General features: G+C 42.5%; 24 protein-coding genes. 3 read left to right on the plus strand and 21 right to left on the minus strand.

What is annotated here, in order from left to right; all coding sequences use genetic code 11:
* Positions 1-117: 117 nt before the first annotated feature.
* The 13 genes from M2369_RS05075 to M2369_RS05135 all read right to left on the minus strand — a co-directional run bounded on the left by M2369_RS05075 (position 118) and on the right by M2369_RS05135 (position 13,818).
* Positions 118-1,281: a DegT/DnrJ/EryC1/StrS family aminotransferase gene (locus tag M2369_RS05075; protein ID WP_259253522.1), complete on the minus strand. Its 1,164-nt coding sequence runs from the start codon at positions 1,279-1,281 to the stop codon at positions 118-120.
* Entirely contained in the window at positions 1,278-1,967 is a 690-nt protein-coding gene (locus tag M2369_RS05080; RefSeq protein ID WP_259253523.1) for an acetyltransferase, read from the minus strand. Before M2369_RS05080 ends, M2369_RS05075 begins: the two co-directional genes overlap by 4 nt.
* The gene (locus M2369_RS05085) at positions 1,930-2,523 is read right to left on the minus strand and encodes a sugar transferase (protein WP_017359198.1); all 594 of its coding nucleotides are present in this window, start codon (positions 2,521-2,523) and stop codon (positions 1,930-1,932) included. Before M2369_RS05085 ends, M2369_RS05080 begins: the two co-directional genes overlap by 38 nt.
* A 20-nt stretch (positions 2,524-2,543) precedes the next feature.
* Complete coding sequence (locus M2369_RS05090) at positions 2,544-4,073, minus strand: MATE family efflux transporter (RefSeq protein ID WP_041507797.1); 1,530 nt, start codon at positions 4,071-4,073, stop codon at positions 2,544-2,546.
* Between the two features lie 28 nt (positions 4,074-4,101).
* The gene (locus tag M2369_RS05095) at positions 4,102-5,130 is read right to left on the minus strand and encodes a polysaccharide pyruvyl transferase family protein (RefSeq protein ID WP_052472204.1); all 1,029 of its coding nucleotides are present in this window, start codon (positions 5,128-5,130) and stop codon (positions 4,102-4,104) included.
* Positions 5,130-6,158 (minus strand): glycosyltransferase family 2 protein, encoded by a 1,029-nt coding sequence (locus M2369_RS05100; protein ID WP_041507798.1) that lies wholly within the window; start codon positions 6,156-6,158, stop codon positions 5,130-5,132. Before M2369_RS05100 ends, M2369_RS05095 begins: the two co-directional genes overlap by 1 nt.
* Before the next feature lie 27 nt (positions 6,159-6,185).
* Entirely contained in the window at positions 6,186-7,289 is a 1,104-nt protein-coding gene (locus M2369_RS05105) for an EpsG family protein (RefSeq protein WP_024719852.1), read from the minus strand.
* A gap of 14 nt (positions 7,290-7,303) precedes the next feature.
* Positions 7,304-8,434 (minus strand): glycosyltransferase family 1 protein, encoded by a 1,131-nt coding sequence (locus M2369_RS05110; protein ID WP_041507799.1) that lies wholly within the window; start codon positions 8,432-8,434, stop codon positions 7,304-7,306.
* Complete coding sequence (gene epsE, locus M2369_RS05115) at positions 8,427-9,266, minus strand: glycosyltransferase EpsE (protein WP_041507800.1); 840 nt, start codon at positions 9,264-9,266, stop codon at positions 8,427-8,429. Before epsE ends, M2369_RS05110 begins: the two co-directional genes overlap by 8 nt.
* 2 nt (positions 9,267-9,268) lie before the next feature.
* Positions 9,269-10,408 carry a glycosyltransferase family 4 protein gene (locus M2369_RS05120; RefSeq protein ID WP_259253524.1) on the minus strand — a complete coding sequence of 380 codons (1,140 nt, stop codon included), beginning with the start codon at positions 10,406-10,408 and terminating at the stop codon, positions 9,269-9,271.
* Positions 10,374-12,248 (minus strand): polysaccharide biosynthesis protein, encoded by a 1,875-nt coding sequence (locus M2369_RS05125; protein WP_024719856.1) that lies wholly within the window; start codon positions 12,246-12,248, stop codon positions 10,374-10,376. Before M2369_RS05125 ends, M2369_RS05120 begins: the two co-directional genes overlap by 35 nt.
* Positions 12,249-12,413: 165 nt before the next feature.
* Positions 12,414-13,097 (minus strand): CpsD/CapB family tyrosine-protein kinase, encoded by a 684-nt coding sequence (locus M2369_RS05130; protein WP_008347761.1) that lies wholly within the window; start codon positions 13,095-13,097, stop codon positions 12,414-12,416.
* Positions 13,087-13,818 carry a YveK family protein gene (locus M2369_RS05135; protein WP_024719858.1) on the minus strand — a complete coding sequence of 244 codons (732 nt, stop codon included), beginning with the start codon at positions 13,816-13,818 and terminating at the stop codon, positions 13,087-13,089. Before M2369_RS05135 ends, M2369_RS05130 begins: the two co-directional genes overlap by 11 nt.
* A 257-nt stretch (positions 13,819-14,075) precedes the next feature.
* On the opposite strand from M2369_RS05135, the gene slrR reads away from it, so the two are divergent.
* Positions 14,076-14,546, plus strand: a complete 471-nt coding sequence (gene slrR, locus M2369_RS05140) for an HTH-type transcriptional regulator SlrR (protein WP_007500131.1) — start codon at positions 14,076-14,078, stop codon at positions 14,544-14,546.
* 259 nt (positions 14,547-14,805) lie between these two features.
* Here slrR and M2369_RS05145 read toward each other — a convergent pair whose 3' ends face one another.
* The 4 genes from M2369_RS05145 to M2369_RS05160 form a co-directional block, all read right to left on the minus strand.
* Positions 14,806-15,030 carry a phage holin gene (locus M2369_RS05145; protein WP_008347764.1) on the minus strand — a complete coding sequence of 75 codons (225 nt, stop codon included), beginning with the start codon at positions 15,028-15,030 and terminating at the stop codon, positions 14,806-14,808.
* 145 nt (positions 15,031-15,175) lie between these two features.
* Positions 15,176-16,072 carry an iron-hydroxamate ABC transporter substrate-binding protein gene (locus M2369_RS05150; RefSeq protein WP_007500130.1) on the minus strand — a complete coding sequence of 299 codons (897 nt, stop codon included), beginning with the start codon at positions 16,070-16,072 and terminating at the stop codon, positions 15,176-15,178.
* Between the two features lie 16 nt (positions 16,073-16,088).
* Complete coding sequence (locus M2369_RS05155) at positions 16,089-17,090, minus strand: FecCD family ABC transporter permease (RefSeq protein WP_025208010.1); 1,002 nt, start codon at positions 17,088-17,090, stop codon at positions 16,089-16,091.
* Complete coding sequence (locus M2369_RS05160; protein ID WP_038475387.1) at positions 17,087-18,139, minus strand: FecCD family ABC transporter permease; 1,053 nt, start codon at positions 18,137-18,139, stop codon at positions 17,087-17,089. Before M2369_RS05160 ends, M2369_RS05155 begins: the two co-directional genes overlap by 4 nt.
* A gap of 310 nt (positions 18,140-18,449) precedes the next feature.
* Here M2369_RS05160 and M2369_RS05165 point away from each other — a divergent pair, with 310 nt between their 5' ends.
* The gene (locus M2369_RS05165; RefSeq protein ID WP_024719862.1) at positions 18,450-19,859 is read left to right on the plus strand and encodes a polysaccharide deacetylase family protein; all 1,410 of its coding nucleotides are present in this window, start codon (positions 18,450-18,452) and stop codon (positions 19,857-19,859) included.
* Positions 19,860-19,875: 16 nt separating this feature from the next.
* Here the strand turns inward: M2369_RS05165 and abc-f are convergent, their stop codons facing one another.
* The 3 genes from abc-f to M2369_RS05180 form a co-directional block, all read right to left on the minus strand.
* Entirely contained in the window at positions 19,876-21,435 is a 1,560-nt protein-coding gene (gene abc-f, locus M2369_RS05170; protein ID WP_256688731.1) for a ribosomal protection-like ABC-F family protein, read from the minus strand.
* A 396-nt stretch (positions 21,436-21,831) separates the two neighbouring features.
* Positions 21,832-22,998 carry a macrolide family glycosyltransferase gene (locus M2369_RS05175; protein WP_041507804.1) on the minus strand — a complete coding sequence of 389 codons (1,167 nt, stop codon included), beginning with the start codon at positions 22,996-22,998 and terminating at the stop codon, positions 21,832-21,834.
* Between the two features lie 168 nt (positions 22,999-23,166).
* Positions 23,167-23,859, minus strand: a complete 693-nt coding sequence (locus M2369_RS05180; RefSeq protein WP_259253525.1) for an ABC transporter substrate-binding protein — start codon at positions 23,857-23,859, stop codon at positions 23,167-23,169.
* A 350-nt stretch (positions 23,860-24,209) separates the two neighbouring features.
* Between M2369_RS05180 and M2369_RS05185 the strand changes: the two genes are divergently transcribed.
* Positions 24,210-25,112: a beta family protein gene (locus tag M2369_RS05185; RefSeq protein ID WP_259253526.1), complete on the plus strand. Its 903-nt coding sequence runs from the start codon at positions 24,210-24,212 to the stop codon at positions 25,110-25,112.
* 74 nt (positions 25,113-25,186) lie between these two features.
* On the opposite strand, the gene M2369_RS05190 is transcribed toward M2369_RS05185, so the two are convergent.
* Positions 25,187-25,768 (minus strand): MmcB family DNA repair protein, encoded by a 582-nt coding sequence (locus tag M2369_RS05190; RefSeq protein WP_125589577.1) that lies wholly within the window; start codon positions 25,766-25,768, stop codon positions 25,187-25,189.
* Positions 25,769-25,779 lie beyond the last annotated feature (11 nt).

A 25,779-nucleotide genomic window follows, 5' to 3' on the forward strand; every position in this document is an offset into this window, starting at 1 on the left:
TTCGATTTGTACATCATCAAAAAGCCGGACCGCCCTACAGTAAGCCATAGGTCATGATGATTCCATAAAATAAGGGATTTGTTAAAAAGAGAGGCAGGCTGCTGATGAACGAGCAGCCTATGTGGAGGATAATGCTTTCTTTTGCAGAGCGTTGTAAAGTGTATCAATGACAAGCTCCTGTTCCGCGTCTGTCATGCTTGTACCAGATGGCAGGCAAAGACCTGTCTCAAATAACAACTCAGATGCAGGGACTTCATCGGCTGTTGTATAAAAAGGACAACCATGAAAGAGCGGCTGCTGATGCAGTGGCTTCCATACACGCCTTGCTTCGATCTGCTTTTGTTCTAAAGCATCTATCATCTCTACTGGAGACATCTGTACATGATGATCAATGGTGAATGTGGTCAGCCAGCGGTTTGATGTGGTTTCTTGATATTCTGGCATAAATTGAAGGCCTTCAATATCGGCTAAAGCATCTTGATAACGCTCGAAAATGCGGCGTTTTTGCTGAACACGCTCCTCTAACACTTCCATTTGTGCAATTCCCACACCTGCGAGCAGGTTGCTCATCCGATAGTTATATCCCTCCTCTTGATGTTCATAGTGTAGGGCATGTTCTCTTGCCTGTGACGCGAGAAATCGGCAGCGGTCGATGGCTGCTTCATCATCACTGACAAGCATTCCGCCTCCTGATGTTGTAATGATTTTATTTCCGTTAAAAGAGTACACACCGAACCTGCCCATTGAACCGCTTTTTCTTCCTTTATATATACTGCCTAACGATTCAGCCGCATCTTCAATGATTGGCACATCATATGCCTCACACACCGCTATGATTTCATCCATTTTCGCACTTTGTCCGTATAAATGAACGACAATAACCGCACGGGGTCTTTTCCCAAGTCGTTTTGTTTCAGCGAAGGCTTTCTCTAACGCCAGCGGACACATATTCCATGTCTCTTTTTCTGAATCAATAAAAACAGGCGTCGCTTGTTCATATAAAATAGGATTTGCACTGGCAACAAATGTGAGAGTGGAACAAAAGACCATATCTCCCTTTTGAACGCCAATGAGTTTTAAGGCAAGGTGAATGGCTGCTGTCCCAGAAGATAATGCCGCTCCACTCTTCACGCCTGCATAATCCGCGACCACTTGCTCAAATTCATTTACAAGCGGTCCTAATGGTGCAATCCAATTGCTTTTAAATGCCTCCTCTATTTTCTTCTGTTCTTTTCCACTCATATGAGGAGGAGATAAGTAGATTCGTTTCCTGTCTCTCATGATTTCCCACCTTCTCTTCGATCTTTGATCTCAATTGCAGGAACGCCTACGGCGACTTTCTGATCATGTATATCTCGGGTCACTGCCGCTCCTGCGCCGATCACTGCCCAGCTTCCAATGGTTCTGCCAGGTATGACAGCAGCCCCAGCTCCAATATGAGCACCCTCTCGCACAGAGACACAGCCGGTGAGCACGGCTCCCGGAGAAAGGTGCGTAAAGGATTCGAGAAAGCAGTCATGTTCCACGATAGAACCGGTGTTGATAATGGCATGCTCACCAATTACTGCATCTGCTTGCACAACAGCCCTTGCCATCACAACCGTTCCCTGACCAATCTTCGTTGACGAGCTCACAACTGCCTCTGGATGAATCAGTGTGGCAAATGCCCTCTCTTCAAATGCGAGACGTTCTTTGATCCTCTGTCTGATTTCGTTTTGCCCAATGGCAATCAGCCATTGCATATCAGGTTTTTCCTCTCTTACCTTTTGACTCATAGAAATTGGACCATAAAGAGTACCGGTTTGAGTGTCAGCCTCCTCAAATCGATCGTCTAATACAGCACACAATGAGTAATCAGGATGCAAAAAAATCAACTCCTGAATGACCTTGCTGTGTCCGCCAGCCCCTATTAAGCCAATGGGCTGCTCTTTACGTATCGGTTCCTTTGAATTTTTCAGCTGTTGCATGATTTGGCTGCTGCACCCCTTCTGTTTTGATGACTTTCAGCAAGGTCATCCATAAGATTTTCATATCGAGCCAAAACGATTGGTGCTCTACATACCAGAGGTCATAGGTGAATTTCTCCTCCCAAGAGAGAGTATTCCTCCCATTCACCTGGGCCCATCCAGTGATACCAGGCTTGACAAGATGACGCTTCGCTTGCTCCTCTGTGTACATTTGTAAATACTCCATTAAAAGCGGTCTTGGTCCAACGAGACTGATTTCCCCTTTGAGTACATTGACAAGCTGCGGCAATTCATCAAGACTGAGCTTACGAATAAAGGCGCCGGTTTTTGTTAATCGAAGATGGTCTGGAAGCAGTACGCCATGTTCATCGCGTTCCTCGGTCATCGTCCGAAATTTATAAAGCATAAACGGCTGTCCGTACAGACCAGGCCGTTCTTGTCGAAACACCACAGGAGCTCCGATTTTCCACCGAATGAGTCCATAGATGAGAAGGAAAAGGGGGCTGCCTGCGATGAGCAGGGTCAAAGCCACGACCACATCTATTATTCTTTTCATCATTGCTTCTCCTTTCCACACTAGCGAGAGACAGAGCGTTCAATAGCAGCTTGTTTCACCTTACGCATGAGCTGTATCCGCTCTTGTTTTGTTCCTGCAAATTGATACAAATAGCCTAAGTAGAGAACGAAACATATTCCGCCAATACAAAATAGCTCCCACCATCTCGTCACATCATACACAGCCTGAATGCCGGCACAGATCCCCCATATAAACAGAGCCCCAAACAGCGGAACGACTGTATGTTTGTAAAAGATGGTACTTTTCTGTTTCGTGATCTTGGCTGTATACAATGGGAGAAAGACGATATTTTTCATCAATAAAACAACGGCCCCTGCTGATGCAATGCCATATAACCCAAGCTGAAGTAGGTGAGTCAGTCCATAGGCTAACAGGACATTGGAACCGCCTAATATGAGTGTCACAACCGCCGGCACTTTAAATCGGTTAAAGGCAGTCGGTACATAGGTCAGCGGTAAAAACATCAACGTGAAACACAAATAAGCCGCATGAATCATCAGCAGCCATTTTAGCTCCTCAAAGGCTGGTCCAAGCCATAACAGCATGAGCGGACCGGCAAGACCTCCTAACAGAGCCGCGGGGAATGCCACAAATAAACCACTCCATTTCATGGCATTGGCGGCGTATTGAATGAGCCCCTGCTCGTCTTGATTTGAATATAATTTTGTGATCGTTGGCGCAAACACAACCGCAAGTGTCCCTGCAAGGGTGCGCAATAATAATGGAAATTGTAAAATGGCGGCATACTGTCCAGTCGCTTCTGCCCCAATCAGTAAGTTGGTCATCAATAAATCGATTTGTAAAAACAACAAAATGCCCATTTGTTCAAATGAATGCCACACCCCTGATCGAACCAGCGTGAGACTTGAAGATAAAGAAACGTACCGCCACTTAAACGAAAACCAAGGAATGAGTTTCTTAAAATAATAGAGACCCATTCCCAAAGCGGCGAAACTCCCCATAACGGCTGCAAGCGGAATATGCCAAATGGCTGGTGTCGTCACGGTAAATAACAGCACAATCACAAGCGCCCTGCCAAACATCTGAATGGCCTGTCCAACACTCGATACATATAATTTGTTCGCATAAAACGGTGCCGCCCCAATACCAGACATGACGAAATTGAGCATAAATAAAAGACCCCCTAACACAAAGGCGATCTGTGTATCTTTTGCAAGATGAGCAGGCACATGGAGCCAGTCAACCAGCTGCTGAGACATGAATAGACAAAGTAAAAAAAGACAGATGGATAAAAAAAGAGAACTGACAAAATAGGAAGCGAGATAGCGCTGCGCTTGTTCCATCTCACCTTTATGAGCCGCAACAGAAAAAAAACGCACCACCACAGCACTTAATGAAGCCGTAATGACCGATAAATAATTGATCATATTTTGCGTCAGATGAATCAGACCAAACGCTTCCACTCCAAGTGTATGAACAATGTAAGGCGTTAAACAAACAGACATCAGCATCATCAAGAAAAACGTCATCACATTTGCACTGACATTGTAAAGAAACGCACGGTTCATGGTGATTTCACGCAGTGTTTAAGGGCCTTCATCCAACTTCCTCTCCCTTTTGTCCGCTTGTTTTCATATGCTGATGAATGGCCTTTTTCACCGCTTCCTCCGTTGGTTCCTTCAAAAGGGTCATAAACGGCAAGTGCGCTACCCATTCATATCCTTCCATGACTTTATGATCAAATGACCTGATGACAACACACGGTGTATGTGTGATCGCACAAAAGATCATGCCATGCAGTCGATCTGTCACGACGACTTGTGCCTGTCTCAACTGCGTCCATAGCGTGGATAATTCCTCTAAACGAGTCGTTCGATTCACTCGCTTACCAATGGTCGTTGTGATAAAACCAACTTGATCATACGTTTCTTTGATATGCTCCTGCAGTTGTTCTCGTTTCTCTTTCGTGAGATACGCCTCCTTATCCTCACGCAGACAAAGCAGCACTCCTTTACGGGTTTGACTCTTTGATGTTTCGTCTAATGTCAGGACCATATCAGGCTGTTTCCACACCTCTTTATTAGGAAAATGCTTCTTCATCCATTGATAGGTGGTTTGATCTCTTGCCATCAAGAGAAGCCTCGGGTGTTGCTGATATGCTTGAATAGCGCGGCGTTCTTCTCTTTTCCCTCTCTTTGTTTCTGTAAAATGAGCAGTAGCGGGCAGCTGAATGACGGGATAGGACTTAAAGGCGTTCATGATAAATTGTCTTGTCCATTCTTCATATCGATATAAATCGCCCATGTTGCCCCCGCCGATGATACAGACAATGTCCTCTGGGTGCCGCGCGTGCTTCAGCGGACGTGCTAGACGATACATCTCCTGCATGTCTACTTCTATGATTTGATAGTCTGGAAAGTGCTTTTGTAGAAAACAGCAGCTGGCATAGGCAATCGCGTGATCACCTAAGTTGTCATGTGCCGGCAGCAGCGTGAGAATGATTTTCTTCTGATGACGCAGCTCTGGAAATCTTTGGCGGCTCAACCTATATTGAAGTGGATACTTGACCTTTAAGAGCAGCCACTCTGCGGCATGTGCTTTTAATTGCTGCAATGTCACACTCATCACCCCGATTTTCTCGTTTGATATTCAATCCATTTTTGATAGCTTGAAGCTGCGGCAGAGAGCGGATACACCCACTGCATCCTAGCAAGGAATAAGATCATTCGCTTTCGCATAGTCAGCTTCGATGGTTCCACTTGTTTCACAGCCTTCTGAAAAGCTTCATGTGTCACCATTTCACGCATATGACCAAGCTTTTTTTGAAAGGAAAGGGAATTTTGGCTCTTCCATTCATTGAGCATACAATGCAGCGTATGATTCACGATAAAAAAATAAAAAGCCTTCTCATATGGTGTCAGCTCATCATGCTCTTTTAAAAACAAACGCTGCGCGTCATAAAACGCCAGTCCATGCTGAAAATACTGCTTTTGATATCGCTGGACAATGGATGACAAATGAACCCGGTAATAATAAAGCGGCTCATGAACAAAGGCAATGACACGTGATAAAGAAAAACAGCGCAGCGTGACATATTGATCTTCAATATTCTCAAGCTCACCTCTCAACGGAAAACGGATATGATGCTTTTCGATAAACGCCCGCCGATACAGCTTATTCCATGAGAATCCCGTGATCTCACCATGTAATAACGATTCTATTAAACTTGTCTTATCGGCTTCCTGCTGAGCTAACAGCGTCGTCGGTATGATCCGTTTTGACTGTTCAAACTGAATCCAATATTCACTGACAACAAGATCGGCACCGGTGTTTTCGGCTTCTTGATATAAAGCCTCACAGTATTGAGGAGCGAGAACATCGTCTGAATCAACAAAGGCAAGATACGTTCCTGTTGCTTCTTCTATGCCCCTGTTCCTCACCGCTCCCAGCCCTTGATTGGTTTGGTGTATCACCCGAAATCGCTCATCACGCGCAGCAAACGCTTCAAGGATGTCTCCACTGTGATCGGTAGATCCATCGTTAATGAGGATGACCTCTATATCTGAAAAGCTTTGGTCTGCAATCGATTGAAGACACTGCTCCACATATTGACTAGTGTTATAGACTGCGACCAATAGACTGATAGCTGGCATGACAGCAAGCCCCACCTTTCTTCAAATCTACTTTGTAAAAATCGTTCGGTACGGTAAAACAGAAGAATCAAACGGCATCAGCATGATGCTGTACAAAATATAGCAAACCGCAATTCCGATATACATAAAGAAATTGGTTCGCTGGTCAAAAATCCGTGTGAAATAAGGTAGTAAAATGAGCTGATACAGACCAAAGTAAATATGAAATCTTGCATAAATGACATCCTTCGTTGCAAGGATGCCAAACAAAAATCCAAGCAAGCAAAAATTCACAATATAATCACTCTCTGGGGTCAGCTCACGAAGTCGTTTTCGACAAAAGAACGCAAGCAATAACGGCAAAATCAAGACACCAATTTTCGTCACATTCATTCCATTCGTATTCGTTGTCAGCCACTCCTCGTAATGACCATAAGAACTCCCTTGCAGCATCACCACAAACACGGAGACAAAGCGGTCATACAGAGCAGTTAAGCCTAGAAAAATCATACATAACACAAGCATCATCCAAGACCACGCCTTTGTTCTGACGATGAAATAGACTGGAATCATAATGAGTGCCGAGGAATGAAATAGCGCGCATACAAGCACGAGCGGAAAATACCATTTCCACTGACCTTTGATGACAAACTGGATGGCATAAAAAAGAATCGCCGCCACCATATACTGCCGCATGCCATTAAACGAAGCGTAATAATGAAATGTGCCGAGAAATAGTAGCATACTAAGCTCAAATGGCCGTCCATATCGCACAAGTGTTTTGATAATAAAAAAATAGGTGATGATCCCAACTGTGATATACATGATTTGCGGCTCATGTGACAGTTGATTGAGCATCCATAAGATCAATGTAAAGCCCGGATCAGTGGCGGCCTTGTCTACACCGAATCCGAAAATATGCCAAGGCTTGTCATAGTTGACGGAGAACTCATACATTTGTCCATAGGTTACAAAATCAGTTCCTACTTTGTAGCGTATGCCCGCCACAATACAAAGAAATAAAAATGGAAAAAACACCAGAAGCTTGTTCGGCCGCCAGCCGCTTTGTATGGTATCATCACGTCTGCCATAAAATGCAGCAAAGCTCGACCATAAATAGACCATGATCATGTTCACCAAATAAACCGCCATCTGCCAATCCTTCCTTACAATCCATACACATTCATCACACGGGTGATGTTCTGTTTTACATCAAATCCTCTAAGGCCAAGCTGAGAAATAATCGTCTCCTGAAGAGGAGGGTCTGCATGGTAGGCTTCTAGTATGGCTTTCATCCACTCATGTGCTGAATCTTGCAAGGATTTCCGTTTCACAAGCCCACAACCTAAATCGACTTCCTTTGTGATATGATCTGAAATCACACATGGGAGTCCAGATGCCTGCGCTTCCACTAATACGAGAGGAAGACCTTCAAACAAAGACGGCATCACAAACACATCAAATGCTTTCATATACTGCGGAACCTCTGAGACAACACCCGTAAACACAATGTCTTCCATTAATCCTGCTTTCACTGCATATGATTCAACCACTGGCCGGAGCGGCCCATCTCCTATGAGAACTAGCTGAAAGGAGACCCCTTGTTTTTTCAGTGTCTGCGCTAATTCGATGAAAAAAACATGGTTTTTCTGCTCATGAAATCGGCCAATATGTCCAATGATCAGTTTTCTCTCGTGAAGATGGAGGTCTTTTTTCATCTTCACCTTCGCTTCTGGCTCCAACTGAAAAAAAAGGTCCAAATCAATCCCATTTGGCAAAATGTCCACTCGTCCATCGTGCATTCTTTTTTGTCCAAATAAAAAGACACCGGCATCTTCACCACATGCAACAAGCTGCGTAGAAAAGGCAAAGATCAGCTGACGAAATCCTTTGAGCATCAAATGATCAACCCGGCTAGGAGACTGTTTCCAAGCCGTATTATGTGAATGGCAAATGCGTATCTTCACACCTGCCAGTTTCGCAGCAAGGGCAGAAAAGCCCGTTTGAAAATCTGTATGTGCATGCACTGCCTGATAAGGTCCCGTTTGCTTAATCGTCTTCGTCAACGTTTTGACAAACGTCCATGGAGAGGACGCTCCAATACTTGGGACATAAAAAATCCGCCCGCCAAGCTGACGAATTTCCTCATCGTAATCACAGACATCCTTCCGGTGGGTAATGAAATCAAATTGAAGAACATTTCGGTCGATTGCACGATAGATATTCATGATCATCGTTTCTGCACCGCCTCTGTTCATTCCGCCCACAACATGAAGTACACGCTTTGGCTCACTCATCCCGAATCGTCCTCCTTTTCACCATAGATCCTCCAAGTTTCCGCTGATGATAAAACCTCATGATCTTTGGTGACATACAGGCACGGATGACCGGCTTAAGTGCAAAGAGATAATCAAACGGCGACAATTTTAATTGCTTGCATGCTTTTAACACAAGCCAGGCATTGTCCATTGAATATCGGAATTTCCGGCGCTGAAAGGCCGCTTCATCCTCCCTTACAAGGTATAAGGGCTCTTGCAAATTAAAGCCTTTTCTCCCCGTAGCAAAAAAACGAATCCAAAGATCGATATCTTCCATCCGTCTAGTTGTTTTTACAGAACGATAGCCATTTAAAGCCTTGTAGGCAGACGCTCTCATCATAATCGTCCCATGACAAAAAGGCGTTCCTCTTGCTAGCACCCTTCGATCAGGCTCTGAGACAAGTGCTCGAACGCCCTTCGCCCCTGACTCATCAAACACCGTCATCGCCGTACCAACCACATCATATTCTGGATGTGCTTCAAGGAAATGAACCTGTTTTTCTAATCGTGTAGACACTGATATATCGTCGCCATCCTGTCTTGCAATCAGTTCTCCATTCACTTCAGTGAGACAACGATTTAAACTGGCGGCAAGTCTTTGATTGTGTTCGTTTTGAATGAGGCGAATTCTATCTGGATCACGCATGGTATAGTGCAGCACTTTTTCATAGGTGCCATCTGTTGATGCATCATCACATATGATGAGCTCCCAGTTTTCATAGGTTTGACGAAGAATCGATTCAATGCTTTCTTCTACTGTCTCTTGGCAATTGTAAACACCCATGATAATCGATACTTTCGGCTGACGCATGCTCACATCACCTTCTCTTTTTGGTCCATATACGTTGTGTAAATTTCCTCCATTGCACTTACCGTCTGCTCCTGTGCAAATGCGTGAGCCATAGAACGTCCCGCTTTCCCCATTAGGTGAAGCTGGTCCTTTTTATGGTAGAGCTGTTGTAAATAAACGGCTAAACCATTCACATCATGCGTTTTGACTAAAAAGCCGTTCACTCCATGTTTGACAAGCTCACAATGTCCTCTATTTTCTGTTGCAATCACCGGCTTTTCAGCAGACATTGCTTCAAGAAGATTCATCCCAAGTCCTTCTCTCAAGCTGGTTGATACACATACATCGCTCAGATGCATCCAATCTTCGATGTGCTTGCAAAATCCCGCAAACTGTACATGTTCCTCAAGATTCAGCTGACAGACCAGCTTTTCATAGGACGACCGACTTGTCCCTTCTCCAGCAAATACAATTTTCACATATGGTATATTCCGATACACCTGCGCACAAGCTTTGATGAGCATTCCTTGATTTTTATTGTCATTTAATTCACCAGCACACAGCACGATAAAATCTTGCGTGGTAAAACCATATGCTTTACGAAGGCGGTCTTTTTCTTTGTCATCAACTGGTGCAAATCGCTTCATATCGACACCCATACCGGGGACATAATGCACAGCCGCCTTCTCTTTTGACAGACGATCGGCTCTTTCATAGTCTTCTCCATTAATGGTGATGAGTGCATCCGTATATTGAACGAGCCATCTCTCAACTGGATAATAAAGCAGCCAATTTTGAAGCGGTGCCCCCTTCCAAAAGTGAAACCCATGCGCTGTGTAAAGAACTTTCGTCCCTTTTTTGCGCGTCCCTTTGGCCGCTAGCCTGCCAATGACACTCCCCATCGGTGTGTGACAATGGATGAACTGATAATGCTCTTTTTCTAACAGCTTTTTCAGCTCCACATAAGCAAGCCGGTTGTGCAAATGAAAAGGGGAACGCTGAATCGGAATGGAATGCGCTTGATCCACATACGGTAGCTCCAGCTGGCCATTTGCCGCTGTATGCACTTCCCATCCTTGTTCCTGAAACCATCTGAAATACGGGAGATGGAACGCCTTAAAATGATAATCAACCGTTGCGCAAAACAAGACTTTTTTCTTCATTAGCAAGTGGCTCCTCCTCTCGTTGCATCGGTTCAGGCAATACATCATGCGACTCAATGGCGGCAAACAAGGCCTGTCTTAATTGATCGTCACTCATCATATTAAATTCGTGAATAAAGCGGTTCAGCACATACGGATCACCATCCAAGGCATGCCCGATATGGATTTTCGGGAAAATTTGCTCCTGTGCTTTTTCATGCTGGTTGAGTAACTCCTCGTACATTTTCTCTCCGGGACGAATCCCCGTAAATGTGATTGGAATCTGGTCTGTGGTGTAGCCTGAGAGGTGAATGAGGTTTTCTGCGAGGTCGACAATTTTGACTGGCTCCCCCATATCTAAAACAAAAATCTGTCTTCCTTCTGCTAGTGCACCAGCTTGAATAACAAGCCTTGATGCTTCTGGTATCGTCATAAAATATCTTGTCATGGCTGGGTGCGTGACAGTCACTGGCCCGCCTTTTTCAATTTGTTTTTTAAAGATCGGAATGACACTGCCCCTGCTTCCGAGTACATTCCCAAACCGGACGGCGACAAATTTCGTTTCACTGCTTGCCCCCATTTGCATAATCACCATTTCAGCAAACCGCTTTGTCGCTCCCATCACATTGGCAGGGTTGACCGCTTTGTCAGATGAGATGAGGACAAATGTTTCAACTCCGTGCTCATGTGCAGCTTCTGCCACATTTTTTGTCCCGATAATATTGTTTTTCACCGCTTCTTTCGGGCTGATTTCCATGAGCGGGACATGTTTATGCGCGGCGGCATGATAAATCATATCCGGCTGAAAATGACCAACGATTTCACTCATTTTTTGTTTATCTTGAATATCCGCAATTTGTGGATATAGGCTAATGCTGTCTCCATACAATTCTTTCAGCTCTAGTAAAATAGAATGAATGCTAAATTCTCCATGTCCCACAAGCACAATCGCCCGAGGGGAAAACACACAAATTTGACGACAGATTTCTGACCCGATAGACCCGCCAGCTCCTGTCACCATAATCGTTTTTCCTTTTAGGTGAACGGATAGACGGCTTGTATCTAATTGAATCGGCTCTCTTCCAAGCAAATCCTCTGGCTGTACATCCCGCAATTGATTCAGCGCATGGGTTCCTTTTAAAATCTGTTCCATTTCCGGCATAATCTGTGTTTTGATTCCAGTCGCTACACATTCCTTATATAGTCCTTTTAATGTGTGACTGCTTTTGGATGGAATAGCGATAATGATTTTTTGAATATCCATCATCGCAACAGCCGTTTGAATATGTTCTTTTCCCCCAAGAACAGGCAGCCCCATAATTTCAAGCTTATGCTTTGTTTTGTCATCATCAATGAAAGCGACCGGCTCAATATGTACATCACTCGACTGCTGAAGCTGACGAACGATAATGGTCCCGGCTGATCCAGCGCCAATGATTAGTGCCCGCTCCTTTTCAACTTGAAACCGCTTGGCACCATCATGAAACAGCCTGGATGCCATTCGTGATGCACCGATGAATAACACATGGAAAAGCCAGACAATAAATAAAAAGCGAAATGGCCATGTCTGCACAAAAATGTACAGCATCGTCATGGAAAATAAAAATGAACACGCAAAAGTCTTCATTAAAGAAAATAGCTCTCTAACCCCTGTATAAGCCCATACTTGCTTGTACACGTGAAAAATATACGAAAACAAATGGTGCCCGATCAGTAGACTGAGCGAAGAAATGACGAGCATTTCAAATGTATATACGGTTAACGCTGCCTCTTGGACAAATTGAAAGCCAAAAAAGACGGCAACTAAAATGAGATATGAGTCTAGTGCCACGATGATTGATAATCTTTGGGCGTAAGTCAACGCTCCTCCCCCTTTTTAAAACATCACTATTCTTACGTAAAATGGGCATCAAACCCGTCCTCACATCCCACTACCGATGACGAGCATCTAAGGCATATGTCATGCCCACAGCAGGATCGAGTGCCTCCGTTGTTAAAGATTAGGAGACATCACCTATCAATCTCTTTAATACATATAGTGCCTTCCCTTTTTCACTTTCTTGCCATTTAGCATCGCCCCAAGCAGTTTCCCTGTCGTACCCTCTAATACTTCTTTTGATTTCTTCACAGCGGCAATCTTCGTTTTACCGCTTAAAACCACAAGAATGCTTCCATCCGTCCGGTTTGCTAATATTTTGGCATCGGCTACAGGCAGAAGCGGTGTGGAATCAACAATCACCATGTCATACTGCTGTTCAATCTCGTAAAATAGCTGCTTCATCACAGAGGAGGAAAGCAGCTCAGCGGGATTCGGCGGAATGGTCCCACTCGGAAGCAGCTCTAAATGCTCAATCGGTGTAGGCAAAATGGCTTCTTCCAAACTGCAATTATTTAATAGCACATTGGTCAATCCGGTGTGCGGGCTTAGATCAAAATATTCATGAATGGCAGGTTTACGTAAATCAGCATCCATGAGCAAAACCCGTTTTTTCTGCTGTGCAAAAACAGCTGCCAAGTTTGCAGCCGTAAATGATTTTCCTTCCTTCGGCAAGGAGGATGTGACCAATATCGACTTCAACCTCGTTTGAATCGATGTGAATTCGATGTTCGTTCGGATCGTTCGGAATTGTTCCGCAATGACAGAGTGAGGATTTAATACAGAAATACAGGATAAATCTCTTTTTTCTCGTTTTTTCCTCTTAAAAATCAATGTTCTGTCCTCCCGTTATGACGGACTGCTTGTCTTTTTTTGCCCTCCTGTCTGCCTGCATCTGATAGACACTGCCGAGCGACGGCAATCCGATCTCTTCTCTTATTTGATGTGTTCGTTTCACCGTATCATCGAGTAAATTCATTAAGAAAATGAGTGTCATTCCCCCTAATACAGAGGCGCCTAGTGCCAGAACGATGTGAACGAATTTACGTGAGTTCATCAGTATCGTGTTGGACAGCTTGGCTTCAGACAAAACATTAATGCGATCCATATTCATGGTTTTTTTGATTTCTTCTTGCAGCACCTCTGTGGCTGTATTCGCAATGGCTACTGCCTTCGCGCGGTCCTCATCTTGTACAGAAATATTTATGACCTCTGACTCATTTTCTGTACTTGTGGCAATTTTGTGTTTTAATCCTTCCGCCGATTCTGTAAGATTGAGTGTTTCTTTTACTTTTTCAATAACGATTGGACTTTTTAATAGGACTTGAAAGGTACGTGTATATTGAAGGTTCATCTGAATATCGTTTAAATTCGCTTGTGCATCACTGCTTCGTTTATGAACAAGAATTTGAGTGGTTGCCTGATATACAGGAGTCGAGACATAGAACTGATAGTAGGCTGAAATGCCCGTTACGATCAGGACAATCAGGATCAGAAGGGCCATTTTCTCTTTTATGACAGAAAACAGCTGCTTAAAACCTATATTCTCATTCATAGATACCTCCCGATTTCATCATAAAAAGGTTATATATGGTTTCTTTTTGTTAATGATTGGATTATAAAAGATAATACCCGCAAAGAAAAATGTCATAATAGGTCTTATAGTTCTTTTTAAAGAACGAAATCGTTCGTTTTCTTTTGTTTACTTCCTGTTTCTTACGTTTTTGAATTTTATAAAGAACAATTTATTTCTTATAATGAACGAAAAGGTCGCAGAACGATTCGCCGGGGAGAAGGGAGATCATATATCGAATGATAGGAAAGGTGATACGCATTTACCGAAAGAGGAAAGGATACTCAATCCAGCAGCTGGCTGAAGATGCCCATGTCTCTAAATCATATTTGAGTAAAATTGAGCGTGGTGTCCATCGTAATCCATCTGTCCAGTTTTTAAAAAAGGTATCCTCATCACTAGACATTGATTTACAAGAGCTGTTTGATGCAGAAACGATGATGTTTCATTACGCTGAGGGCGGTGAACAGGAGTGGCGGGATCATATCGTTCATGCCGTCCAATCCGGCATGCCTAAAGAAGAACTGTATCAGCTGCTCCAAACCTACAGAAAGGAGCAGGAAGGAAAGACGTTACATGTCCATCATAGAAAGCTGACCGACTCAAATATGTCAGAATGGAAGCGTCTCATGAGTGAAGCAAAGGCCATTGGCTTAACCATCGAGGAAGTGAAAGCGTTTCTTACCAATATGGGAGAACACCGGGCGTAAGCCACTGAGATCAAACCAATTTGCGGGGAGAGGCGCTTGTCGCTTCGATGAAATAGAGCCTTTTTATATGAAAAGGCTCTTTTCAGTTTATGGACAAAGGGCTAAAATGAACTTATTTTAGCCCTTTGTCTTCTTTTCAGCGTGATAGAAAACCTTTGCAGTCTAGTAAGGACGAGCACCAGCGCGCAGGACTGACACCGAATGCGAGGGTTTGTCTACATGCTGAGAGCCTTTTTGCATTAGAAGGCTCTGTTTTCTGTTATTCTTCTTTTTTGGTTCGTGCTTTTTTCGTAATATCATTGTTCTTCCAATAGGCCCATAGTGATGTGATGCCAAGAAAGGCTAACGTAATGAATTGCTGCACACCTTCTTCATCAATTGGAATTGGGCTTTTTCCTGCAGCAGTGAGAGCGCTGTTCACAAGTGCCAATAAAAGCAGCACAAGCCTCGCAATAGTGCCTGCACTAATTTTTTGAACCTTCAACTGTAACCCCTCCCCTTATCCTTTCATACGGGCGATACTGCTCGTTCCCTCTCATATGTATGCAAAAAGCGAATGAATAGAAGAACGAATCAAAAAAAGAGACATCATTCCTAGATGCGGAATGATGCCTTGATTTATGTGCTGTTTATTTAGAGAACATCTTTTTTGCTTCATCCATTGCCATTTTGTTGCCTAGAGCTGAATAATCTAACCATGGCTGATCGGCAATCGGATACACTTGGTTTTTCTTCACGGCTTTTAGGCCTTTCCAAATTGGCGTCTGCTCTAACTGTTTGAATGCCTGCTGCGCCTTATCATCACGGTTCACGACGACAAAAATAGCATCTGCATCAAAGTCAGGAAGCACTTCTTGAGAAATGACTTCAAATGGACGTTTGCTGTCCAGTTTTTTCACACCATCTACAGGTGTCAGTCCTAAATCATCGTATAAAATTGGCCCCATCGGACGTTTCATACTAAATACTCGAAGCTCTTTTGCTGTTACACGAATCGCCATCACTTTTCCATTTCCAATCTTTTTCTGGATGAGTGATTTGACTTCTTTTGCTTCTTGATTGTAGTCCTTAATATATTGATCGGCTTCTTTTTCTTTATTGACGAGCTTGCCGATTTTTTTCAAATGATCACGCCATGTGCCATCATTTAAATTAAACACTTCGGTTTTGGCGATTTTCTTGTATTTTGATAAGTCTTGTCCAGCCAGTTCTTCATCGACGTAAATGACATCTGGTTTTAAAGCAAGCAATGACTCCATATCAGGATCTGCTGCGATGCCCAGCTTTTTCGTTTGGCTAAGCTGCTTTTTCGCATGTGGAAGGAAATCTTTTAAGTCTCCCCCTACAACAGAGCCAGCAGGTTTTATCCCGAGTGCTAATAAGTCATTTGTTAAATGAATCGACAAGGACGCAATCTTAGGTGTTCCGTTTTCATCTTGATTTGTTGTCTTCTTTGTTTCCTGTTGACCACAAGCGGCCAGAATCAAGAAACAGAGCGTTAAACCAAACACAAGTACTTTTTTCATGATGAGTTCCTCTTTCTTATTTTGTTTTTGTTAGTAAATAGAGAAAATAAGGTGCTCCGATAAAAGCCACAACCACACCCGCTGGGATGGCATTTGGGGCAAATATGGAACGTCCCAGTGTATCAGCACTGACCAAAATCAACAATCCAAGCAAAGCGCTAACTGGTAAAAAATATTGGTGCAGTGAGCCGACAAGACGCCTCGCCAAATGAGGTGCAACAAGGCCAATAAAACCAATTCCGCCTGTCATCGATACACTTGCACTTGCTAGACCAACAGCTAAGGTGAGAAGAAAAAGTCGTTTGCGCTCTACACGTACTCCGACACTTGAGGCGACGGCATCACCTAATGTTAACGCATTGAGTGTGCTGGACTGCATGAGCGTAAGCGGGACAAGACATACGATCCAAGGTAGGAGCGCAAGTACATGAATCCAGTCTCTTCCCCATACATTTCCCACAAGCCACCTTGAAGCGAAGGTGTATGTATCTTCATCCAGTTTCAATGACAAATATAACGTCAATGCACTAAACCCCGCAGCTACGGCAATTCCAACAAGGATCAGCCGGATAGGCACAAGCCCTTCATGCCTGTCGTACGCAAGAAGAACGATGACTGCCGCCGCAAGTAGGCCTCCACCAAATGTAAAGAGCGGAATGAGTAAAGATGGATTTCCTTCTAGTACGTGAAAATACGTCACAAAGATGATTAAGCCGAATGCGGCTCCTGCATTCAGACCGATAATCCCAGGATCGGCCAGTGGATTGCGGGATAAACTCTGCAAAATGCCACCTGCGATGCCTAGACCTATTCCAGCTAGTATCGTCACGACGATTCGAGGCAGACGATAATCAAACAGCACCGTCTCACTTTGGAAATCTCCAAAGCCAAATAACGTTTTGACGACAACGAGAGGACTGAGTTTCAGCGTGCCGGTATTTAAACTATACAGCACGACAGCCGCACTCAGACAAAGCAAAACGGCTGTCACGACAAGAGCACGCCGTTTCTCTTTCATGACAGGTTCCTCCCTTCTTTTCTGGCAATATATAAGAAGAAAGGAACACCAACAAGTGCCACCATGACGCCAATGGCAAGCTCTCTTGGCGGATTTACTGTCCGGCTGGCAAGATCAGCGAAGACGAGAAGCATTGCGCCTAAAATCGCTGACATCGGAATGACGAAACGATAATTGACCCCAACCAGCTTTCGTGCAATATGCGGAATGACAAGCCCGACAAACCCAATAGACCCAACCGCCGATACAGAAACGCCTGCCAGCAGAACCGCAGCTGCCATACCTAGTATTCGCACTTGCCGGGTTTTCACCCCTAAATTCGCAGCTACATCTTCACCAAGTGATAATAACGAGAGGGATCGTCCTAATAACATCGCCCAAACGATGACAATGAGAATGACTGGAGCAAGGATCATCAGCTGCGGCCATTTGACACCTGCCACACCCCCTGCATACCAAAAAGCCAGATCCTGACTGAGATCAAAGTAAATGGCGATACCTGAGCTTAGCGCATGCAGCAATGCGGCAACAACAGCTCCAGCTACAGTGAGCCGAAGTGGGGTCAGCACGCCGCCAGCCGCCCCAATGGCAAAGATCAGCAGTGTACTGAGAACGGCACCAAAAAAAGAAAATAACATCAATGCCGAATAAGGCATTCCTGGAAAAAAAGCAAAACAGAGAGCGACTACAAACATCGCACCGCCGTTAATGCCTAATATCCCCGCATCTGCCAGCGGATTTCTTGTAATGCCTTGCATGAGCGCACCTGCCACAGCAAACGCCGCTCCAACAAGCGCCGCTCCTAGCACACGTGGAAGCCTTAATTCATGAATGATCTGCTGCTCTGTTACATGAGACTGATAGTCAAACACAGCTGTCCAGACCGTTTGCAAAGACAATGACTTTGCACCGTAGGAAACAGCCAAAAACATAGCCGCCAATAAACCAATGACAGCTAGAAAAAACAATAAAAAGAACAAAATAGGTGATGATCGTTTTTGTTGAGATGTTCGCTTATCAGGCAAAATCGGTGTCATCCTTTTCTTCATTAAAAGTCAGTTTGAAAATGAGAATCATAATCATCAAAATTATAGCCGTCAGCCTCTGAAAAATCAATGTAAGGCTCATTTTTTTAATTATTGAAGGTATTGGTAGACGGCAAATAAGAGAATTCTTTTCTTCTGCTTTTTCTCGTTCTGAAAGACCTATCAATTTTTACAGTATTTTAATAGGAAAATAGTTGACATTCCGCATGAAAATCCCCTAAAATTACAAAAGTAAGTCAAATGTTATAGAAATATTACAAACAGATGTCAAAGGAATAAAGAATGACCCGTCATGAGAGGAGAATTGAAAGTTGTGTCAGTAAAGGGAAAATGGAGTATCATCCTATTTGCGCTTGCCATCGTCATTGGAGCAGTTGCATTCTTTCAAAATCAGCAAGCAAGCGGTACAGAGAAGAAAAATGTGAAGCAGGATACGAATTATAAAAATGTTGAAATTGTCACTCTTGTAAATGACGGGAAGTTTATGAGATATGCGGTGAACTATCCACTTTTTCATCAAAAAAAGCTAGATGACAAGATTCAAAGCTATGCGAATTCAGCATTAGAGCATTTCAAAAAGACATTTAGTGAAGCAAAGGACATTGATGAAAACAAACGGTTTGAACTGAATATTGACTATGACATGGTGCACTATGCAAAACAATCTGCTGCCATTTATTTTACGACCTACACATATACAGGTCAGCAAAATGGGACCACTCATCACGTCACAATCAATTTCGATTTTCAGAAAAAAGACTTTCTTGACACAAAAGATTTATTTCAACCAAAAAAGGACTATTTGAAAAAATTATCCTATATTACATACACGGAGCTTAAAAAAGATAAAACCTTGTCTAAGGATCTATCACTCCTTCAAAAAGGAACAGCCCCTACTGATCAAAACTTCAGTCAATTCGCCTTAAAAGAGAAATATATAGAGTTCTATTTCCCAGCTTCTCAAGTAGCCGCGAAGGACTTAGGTCCACAAACGCTGGCGATCAAAAAGACGCTGCTAAAAGATATCTTGAAGCCGGAATATATGAATAAGACCAAAAATCAGAATGAAATCAAAGAACCGAATCCAAAAAGAAAAGCCGTCAAGCTGCCGCAAAAGCCAAAGCTTGATCCGAATAAAAAAGCCATCGCACTCACATTTGATGATGGTCCAAACCCAGCCACAACTTCTACCATTTTAGCAGCGCTGAAGGAAAATAAAGGACACGCCACCTTTTTCGTATTAGGAAGCAGGGTTCAGTATTATCCTGGAATGCTTGCCGACATTTTAAAGGGCGGAAATGAGATCGGAAACCATTCATATAACCATCCTTTATTAACGAGACTCCCTCTAAAAGAAGCGGTCAAACAAGTAAAAGACACGCAGAAGCTGATTGAAAAGGCCAGCGGTTATACTCCTACGCACTTTAGACCGCCATATGGAGGAACAAATCCCGACATCAATCAAGCGGTGGGCATGAACGTTTCATTGTGGGATGTCGATCCTGAAGACTGGAAAATTCGCAACAGCCAACAGATCACAAGCCATGTTCTCTCACATGCAGCAGATGGCAAAACCGTACTCATGCACGATATTTATGACAGCTCTGCTCGAGCAGCAGTGAAGATCATACATGAACTCACCAAACAAGGCTACCAGCTTGTCACAGTCAGCGAACTTGAACAATTGAAAAAAGAACGAAACGAACAGACCCCTGTGCAGTAAACACAGGGGCTTTTTTTTATGACTCTAACAACTTCTTTCTTTTTAACAATGCTTGAAACGTCTCTTCAAGCTCACGAGAAGGCTCGATGCTTAAACGACTGAGCACTTCAGACAGCTGCATATCAATCAGCAAGAGCTCTTCTTCTTTCTTTGTAGCAGTTGGCTTTTCTTCCTTTTGTTTATATTCTTCATAGGTGCCATCAAAGCGTTCAATGGTACCCTCGTGCACATGAAGAATACGAGTAGCCACCTGCTCAATGAGCCGCCTGTCGTGGGAGACAAACACAACTGTGCCCGGGTAATCTTTTAAAAGTCCTTCAAGCGCTTCTACTGCCGCAAGGTCTAAAAAGTTCGTCGGTTCATCAAGCATCAGAACATTGGCATCACTGACGAGCAACTTTGCAAGCATCGTCTTCACTCGTTCCCCGCCGCTTAATACGTTCGTCAGCTTATACACATCGTCTCCCCGAAACCCAAGTCTCGCTAAAACGGTGCGAACGATCGTCTCATCTTGAATCGCCTGTTCCAGTGCATTTTGTAAGATCGATTCATCTAGATTCAGTCCTGAAAGATCTTGGCTGAAATAGCCAATCTTCACGGCTTCTGAACGAAAAATCCCGGGATGTCCGTTTACAAGCATTCGGAGAAATGTCGTTTTACCGCTCCCATTCTTCCCAATGATCGCGACTTTGTCTCCGCCTCTCACTTCAACATTCGCCTTTTTCCAAAGGACTTTATCTCCTGCCATGCCATCTACATGTTCGACACGAAAAATGGAGCGGCTTGCCACTTCCTTCATGGTGTGCTGCGTCATTTGAAGAGGCTGGACTTCCTTTACCTTCTCCACCTTTTCTAATTTCTCCATTCTTGTTTCAATAGATTTGGCTGTTTTTTGAAGCTTTTTTTGCTTGTTTGCATAATAAGGCTTTGCAATTTTAGGCCCCGAGGATTTCAGCTTTGGAGATGGCTTTGTCGCTTTGTCGGCTTTTTTCATTTTCTTTTGCAGTGCATGTTCTAACTGTTTTTTCTTTTGGGTATACACCTCGTACGCCTCCACGTGCTGGCGATGTTCGAGTTCTTTTTGCCGGGCAAAATCGCTGTAGTTGCCTTTGTATAGTTTGAGCTTCCCATCTTCCAATTCCCAAATGTCTGTACATAACGCATCTAAAAAAGCACGGTCATGCGAGACGACAATTAGAGCACCTTGATGATGACGAAGCTTTTCTTCTAGCCACTCAATATGCTCCGTATCTAAATGAGTCGTGGGTTCATCGGCTAATAAAAGGGCAGAAGGCCGGCTTAAAGCTCTTTCAATATAAGCTTGTGTCATCTCTCCACCACTTTGTCTGCCATCTCCTGTCTTTAGTTGAGGAAGCAGCGTACAAGTTGTAGTATGTGCAAATGTGCCGCTGTCTGGTTTTTCCCTCCCCGCTAGTACATGGAGCAATGTCGTTTTCCCACTGCCATTTGTCCCTACAAGGCCGATTCGGTCCCCTTGATGAATGGCAAGCTCCTCTATATCAAATAACAAACGATCCTTTCGAAATACTTTTAATTGGTGGGCTCTCAGTAACATCCAACCCTCTCCTTTCGTATCAGGAGACATGAAAAAGCCTCCCATTCTCAGAATAGGAGGCAAAATGGTGTACAAAAATAAGCGTATCGATACAGAATGACATGCGGTTCATCAAATGAGCACACATATCCCCCGTATCCATCACTTCAATCTTTGATTCCCAAGCTGTACCATCCTATTCCGAAGCTAAAAAATGAAAACGCAGCAAACATAGCAACACATATCGTTTGCTCACTGCCTTCGTTCTTTCATTTTGCTTACAGGTCATAGGATTAGTACTTCATTGCATTGGGTCACCCTTCCGTCGTTTGTTACGTATACGATAAAAGATTGGTTATTTTTTGTCAAGTGGGTTTCCTATTGAGACACGCTGGCCAACTTGGGTAAACACCTTACCTATTGCATCTGTTTCGCTTGCATAAACTGATCGATGACACGTAATGCTTTTTCTGTTCCACCTGCTGTTTGGAAACTTTCTTCAATCTTTTCAATCCCAGCACGGTATGTGTCACTTCCGAGTACACTCTCTACAGTATCTCTCAACTGCCTTGCTGTCAGCTGGTCTTTATCGAGTGCACGAGCAGCAGAGAGATCCGTCAGTCTTTTTGCCACCATCGGCTGATCTTTGTCAACCGGGATGACAACCATTGGAACATGATAATGAATACCTTCATTGACACTGTTCATCCCGCCGTGGGTCACAAACACATCTGTCAGTTCAAGGACTTCAAGCTGCGGCACATAAGGCTCGATGAGAAAATGAGATGGCGCTTCTTTTAGGAGAGACATGTCGATTTTTTCACCAGTTGCGAGAATCACTTTTCCATCAAAGTCGGCAAAGGCATCAATACACATATTAAAGAATGCTTCAGTATCTCCAAGAACCGTTCCCATTGAAATAAAGACAACCTTCTCCCGCTCAAGCGCTTCTAATGGGAAATCGTGCTGGTCAGCACGTTTTAGAAAACTCGGTCCAATGAAAACAAACGAATCATCCAATGCATCAACAGACGGCTGAAAATATTCACTTGTATACACCATATTCAGTTCGCCGCGGTTTTTCATGAATTGCATCAAATGCTTTGGCTGAACGCCAAAACGTTCATGTATTTCTTCTAACAGATGAGCCGCCTTCTCATCTTTTCTGTATAGAGGTGTATCAAAATGCGCCTCCTGCAGCACAAAAGAAGGATTCGAACCGATGCTTGGAATCTGTAAGTAATCCCGCACAAGCTCACCTGCTCCAAACATATCAAAATAGACCAAATCAAATGAATGCTGTTGAGAAAGAGTTTCCACCACTTCTAAAATGTCTAATGACGTTTGTAGCATGGCATGAAAAAATGGCTGCATGGACTCCAAATCGTCTTCTTCCACGCTTAATGTCCGAATATAATCTGGATGTATATGTATGTGAGCGCCTAAGCGTTTGATCCGTTTTTGATAATGTTCAGTTGTGACCACATGCACTTCATCACCTCGATCAACAAATGCTCTAATCATCCCTAACATTGGGTTCACATGTCCTTCAGCTGGGAACGTAATCATTAAAACCTTCGCCACAAGAATCCCCTCCTTATTGTCAATTCCCTTCCATGTTAATCTTATACAGTGATCGGGCTCAACAAATACGCCTGAAAAGGGGATAAATGAGTCTTAGGGCTAGTATTTTTAAGAGGATAGCAGAAAAAAAGACAAAGCCTCCTTTTTAAGTGCTTTGTCTTTTTTCTATTAATTTTTGAGCAGCATTTGTTTAAACGCAGCAGACTGTTTTTCAATTGAGATTGGATCAGCATAGATAAATTCTTTGATTGAATAGGTTAGAACATGTCCTTGTTTTACTGCTTTATTTTTCTTCCATACACCACTGCCTGTGATATCTAGATTAGGTGCTTTTCCATCCTTTGTTGGTACAAGTAAATAGTCACCTGTATACTCGTTCATCTCCTCTAATGAAATACCGAGATACCCTTCTTTTGGTAGAGCTTTCTCTGCTTTTTCAGGCAAACTGAATCCATACCCTTGATAGATAACCTCTCCTCCACGACCAAAGTCTGTACCAAATAAGTACACCTGCTTAGGCTGCACATCCATAATGGAGAACGTCTTGTCTTCACCAATTTTTGCTTTGACCTCTTTGCCGTCTTTTTTCAGCTGCTCGTCCATTTCTTGTATTTGTTTTTTGGCTAACGATTCTTTTCCAAGAATCTTTCCGATTTCAATATGCATCTCTTTAAAGCTATGTTCACTTGTTGTGAAAGTAATTGTTTTTGATATCTTTTTATATTTCTCAACTTGATCATTTTGTGAATACGCAATAATGAGATCAGGTTTCAGTTTGGCGATTGCCTCCACATTTTCTATCGGCACCCTCTTCACACCTGTTTCATCTAAAAAGGATGATTTAGGATAAACATCTGTCATGCCAACAGGTGTCACACCTAACTTTTTAAAATTTCCAAGCTGTGCTGTTAACACAACAATTCGTTTCGGTTTGTCTGGAATGGTGATCTCCCACCCGATTCCGTTGTATATGTACGTGTAATTGCTGATTGCTCTCTTTCTTCTTTCTGCCCGAATGCCACTAACAAAAGTTCAAGTAAGCTGATCAACCAGATCATTTTTTCAAATATGAAACCACCTTAAATTGAGAATGGTAATAAATTATATAAATGCTTAAAAATATTCTTTTTGTAAAAAATTACACATTAGTGTAATATTATGTATATGGATAGTTCTATAAGACTATCTAAATAATAATTGAGGTGAGATTAATGTATTATGCTACGCTTCGGCAAAAACAAGGGGAGAGGAGGGCTTTAAAGCAGCTTGTGGAATTCGGTAATGACGTAACAAATTTCGTACCTAATATTATAATTAAAGATGCTGATCAAAATAGTCTAAACGAAATACGTGCTAGTTATAATAACTTTGTTTTACTAGATGTGAGAGAACTTGATTCAGATGACATTGACTCATTGGAGGAACTGTTAGAACTTGATCAAAATGATAATTTCGACATCATGTATCCCGTTGAATATATTTTGAATAATAATAGTAAGAGAGAAAAAAATTATGTAAGAATTGATAAAAATGTAGTTAATTCTTTTTTCATTCAATGGTTAAAAGAACAACATAATAGTTTACCTAAAGGAGTTATGTTAGATTTTGAATATATTGATAGTGTTAATACTGAAATAGTCTCAAAATTTAAACCGATACTCGAAATATTAGATAATCATAAAATTATTATTATGAGTGGTGCCGTTCCACAAGTACTACCTGTTTCCTCTGAAGAAAATTATAGAATAAGTCGAATTGAAAAAGAATTATTTCATAAAATTAAAAATCATTCTAATAAAACATCTGATTTGTTCTTCGGTGATTATGCTTCAGTTAGCCCAAAATTAACAACTGGAGGTAGAGCTATAGTTCAAATAAAATATACTTTGGAGACAGAGTATTGGTTTGTAAGAAATGGGCTACGCCGAGGGAATTATGATTTTGTTAAAGTTTGTAGAGAGATATCAAGTGCAACAAATTTTGACCAACATAGTTGTTGGGCTGATTCATTCATACAATCAGTTATTAATAATAATGAAAATAAGGGTAATCCTTCTGTATGGAGCTCTATTGGGATCAATAAGCATATAGTAGTTTGCTTAGATGAATTATAATACAGAAGAGTATAATAAAACCCGCACTTCAATGAGTGCGGGTTTTATTATACTTGTGTTTAAAGGAAACATACTTAAAATTCAACATTCTTAAGTGAGTATCTCACTTGATTTTTAAGCTTTTTTCTTAGAGAGGTAGGCACAGTCTCATCTAGCTTTTTGATAACCTCTTGTTTAAAAAGTAACCTTATTGTACTCTTTGGCAATCGTTTTCCTAAATATTCGTCAGATTGTGCGATTCTTTTTATGTCTTTTGAAGTTAATAGTGATAAGAAATATTGCATTGAAAGGTTGGGATTCAATTTTGCTTTTCTTAAAAAAGATAAACGCACAGTATTGATTCTTGTTTTCTCAGCAACTATAATTCCCCAGTGTTCTGGAAGTATTTTATGAATAGTTCTTGAAAATTTTAGACCAACAACTATATAAATCATTTCAAAATTTTTATCGTATTCGGGAATTTGATTTGAGAGACGCTTAATTGAATCAAAATCACTTTTTATTTCATAAGCAACCACATGTCCATTTATAGCGACTATATCTGCTCGAGCTTTTCCTGACGGCAATGTCATTTCTTCTAAAACCCTACAGTTTTTATATTTAGATAGCCTAGAAATAAGAGATGAACGAATCTCTTTATCATCAAGTTTCTTCATAATACAATCAC

The sequence above is a fragment of the Bacillus sp. JUb11 genome, assembly GCF_024807925.1.
Taxonomy (GTDB): domain Bacteria; phylum Bacillota; class Bacilli; order Bacillales; family Bacillaceae; genus Bacillus; species Bacillus altitudinis.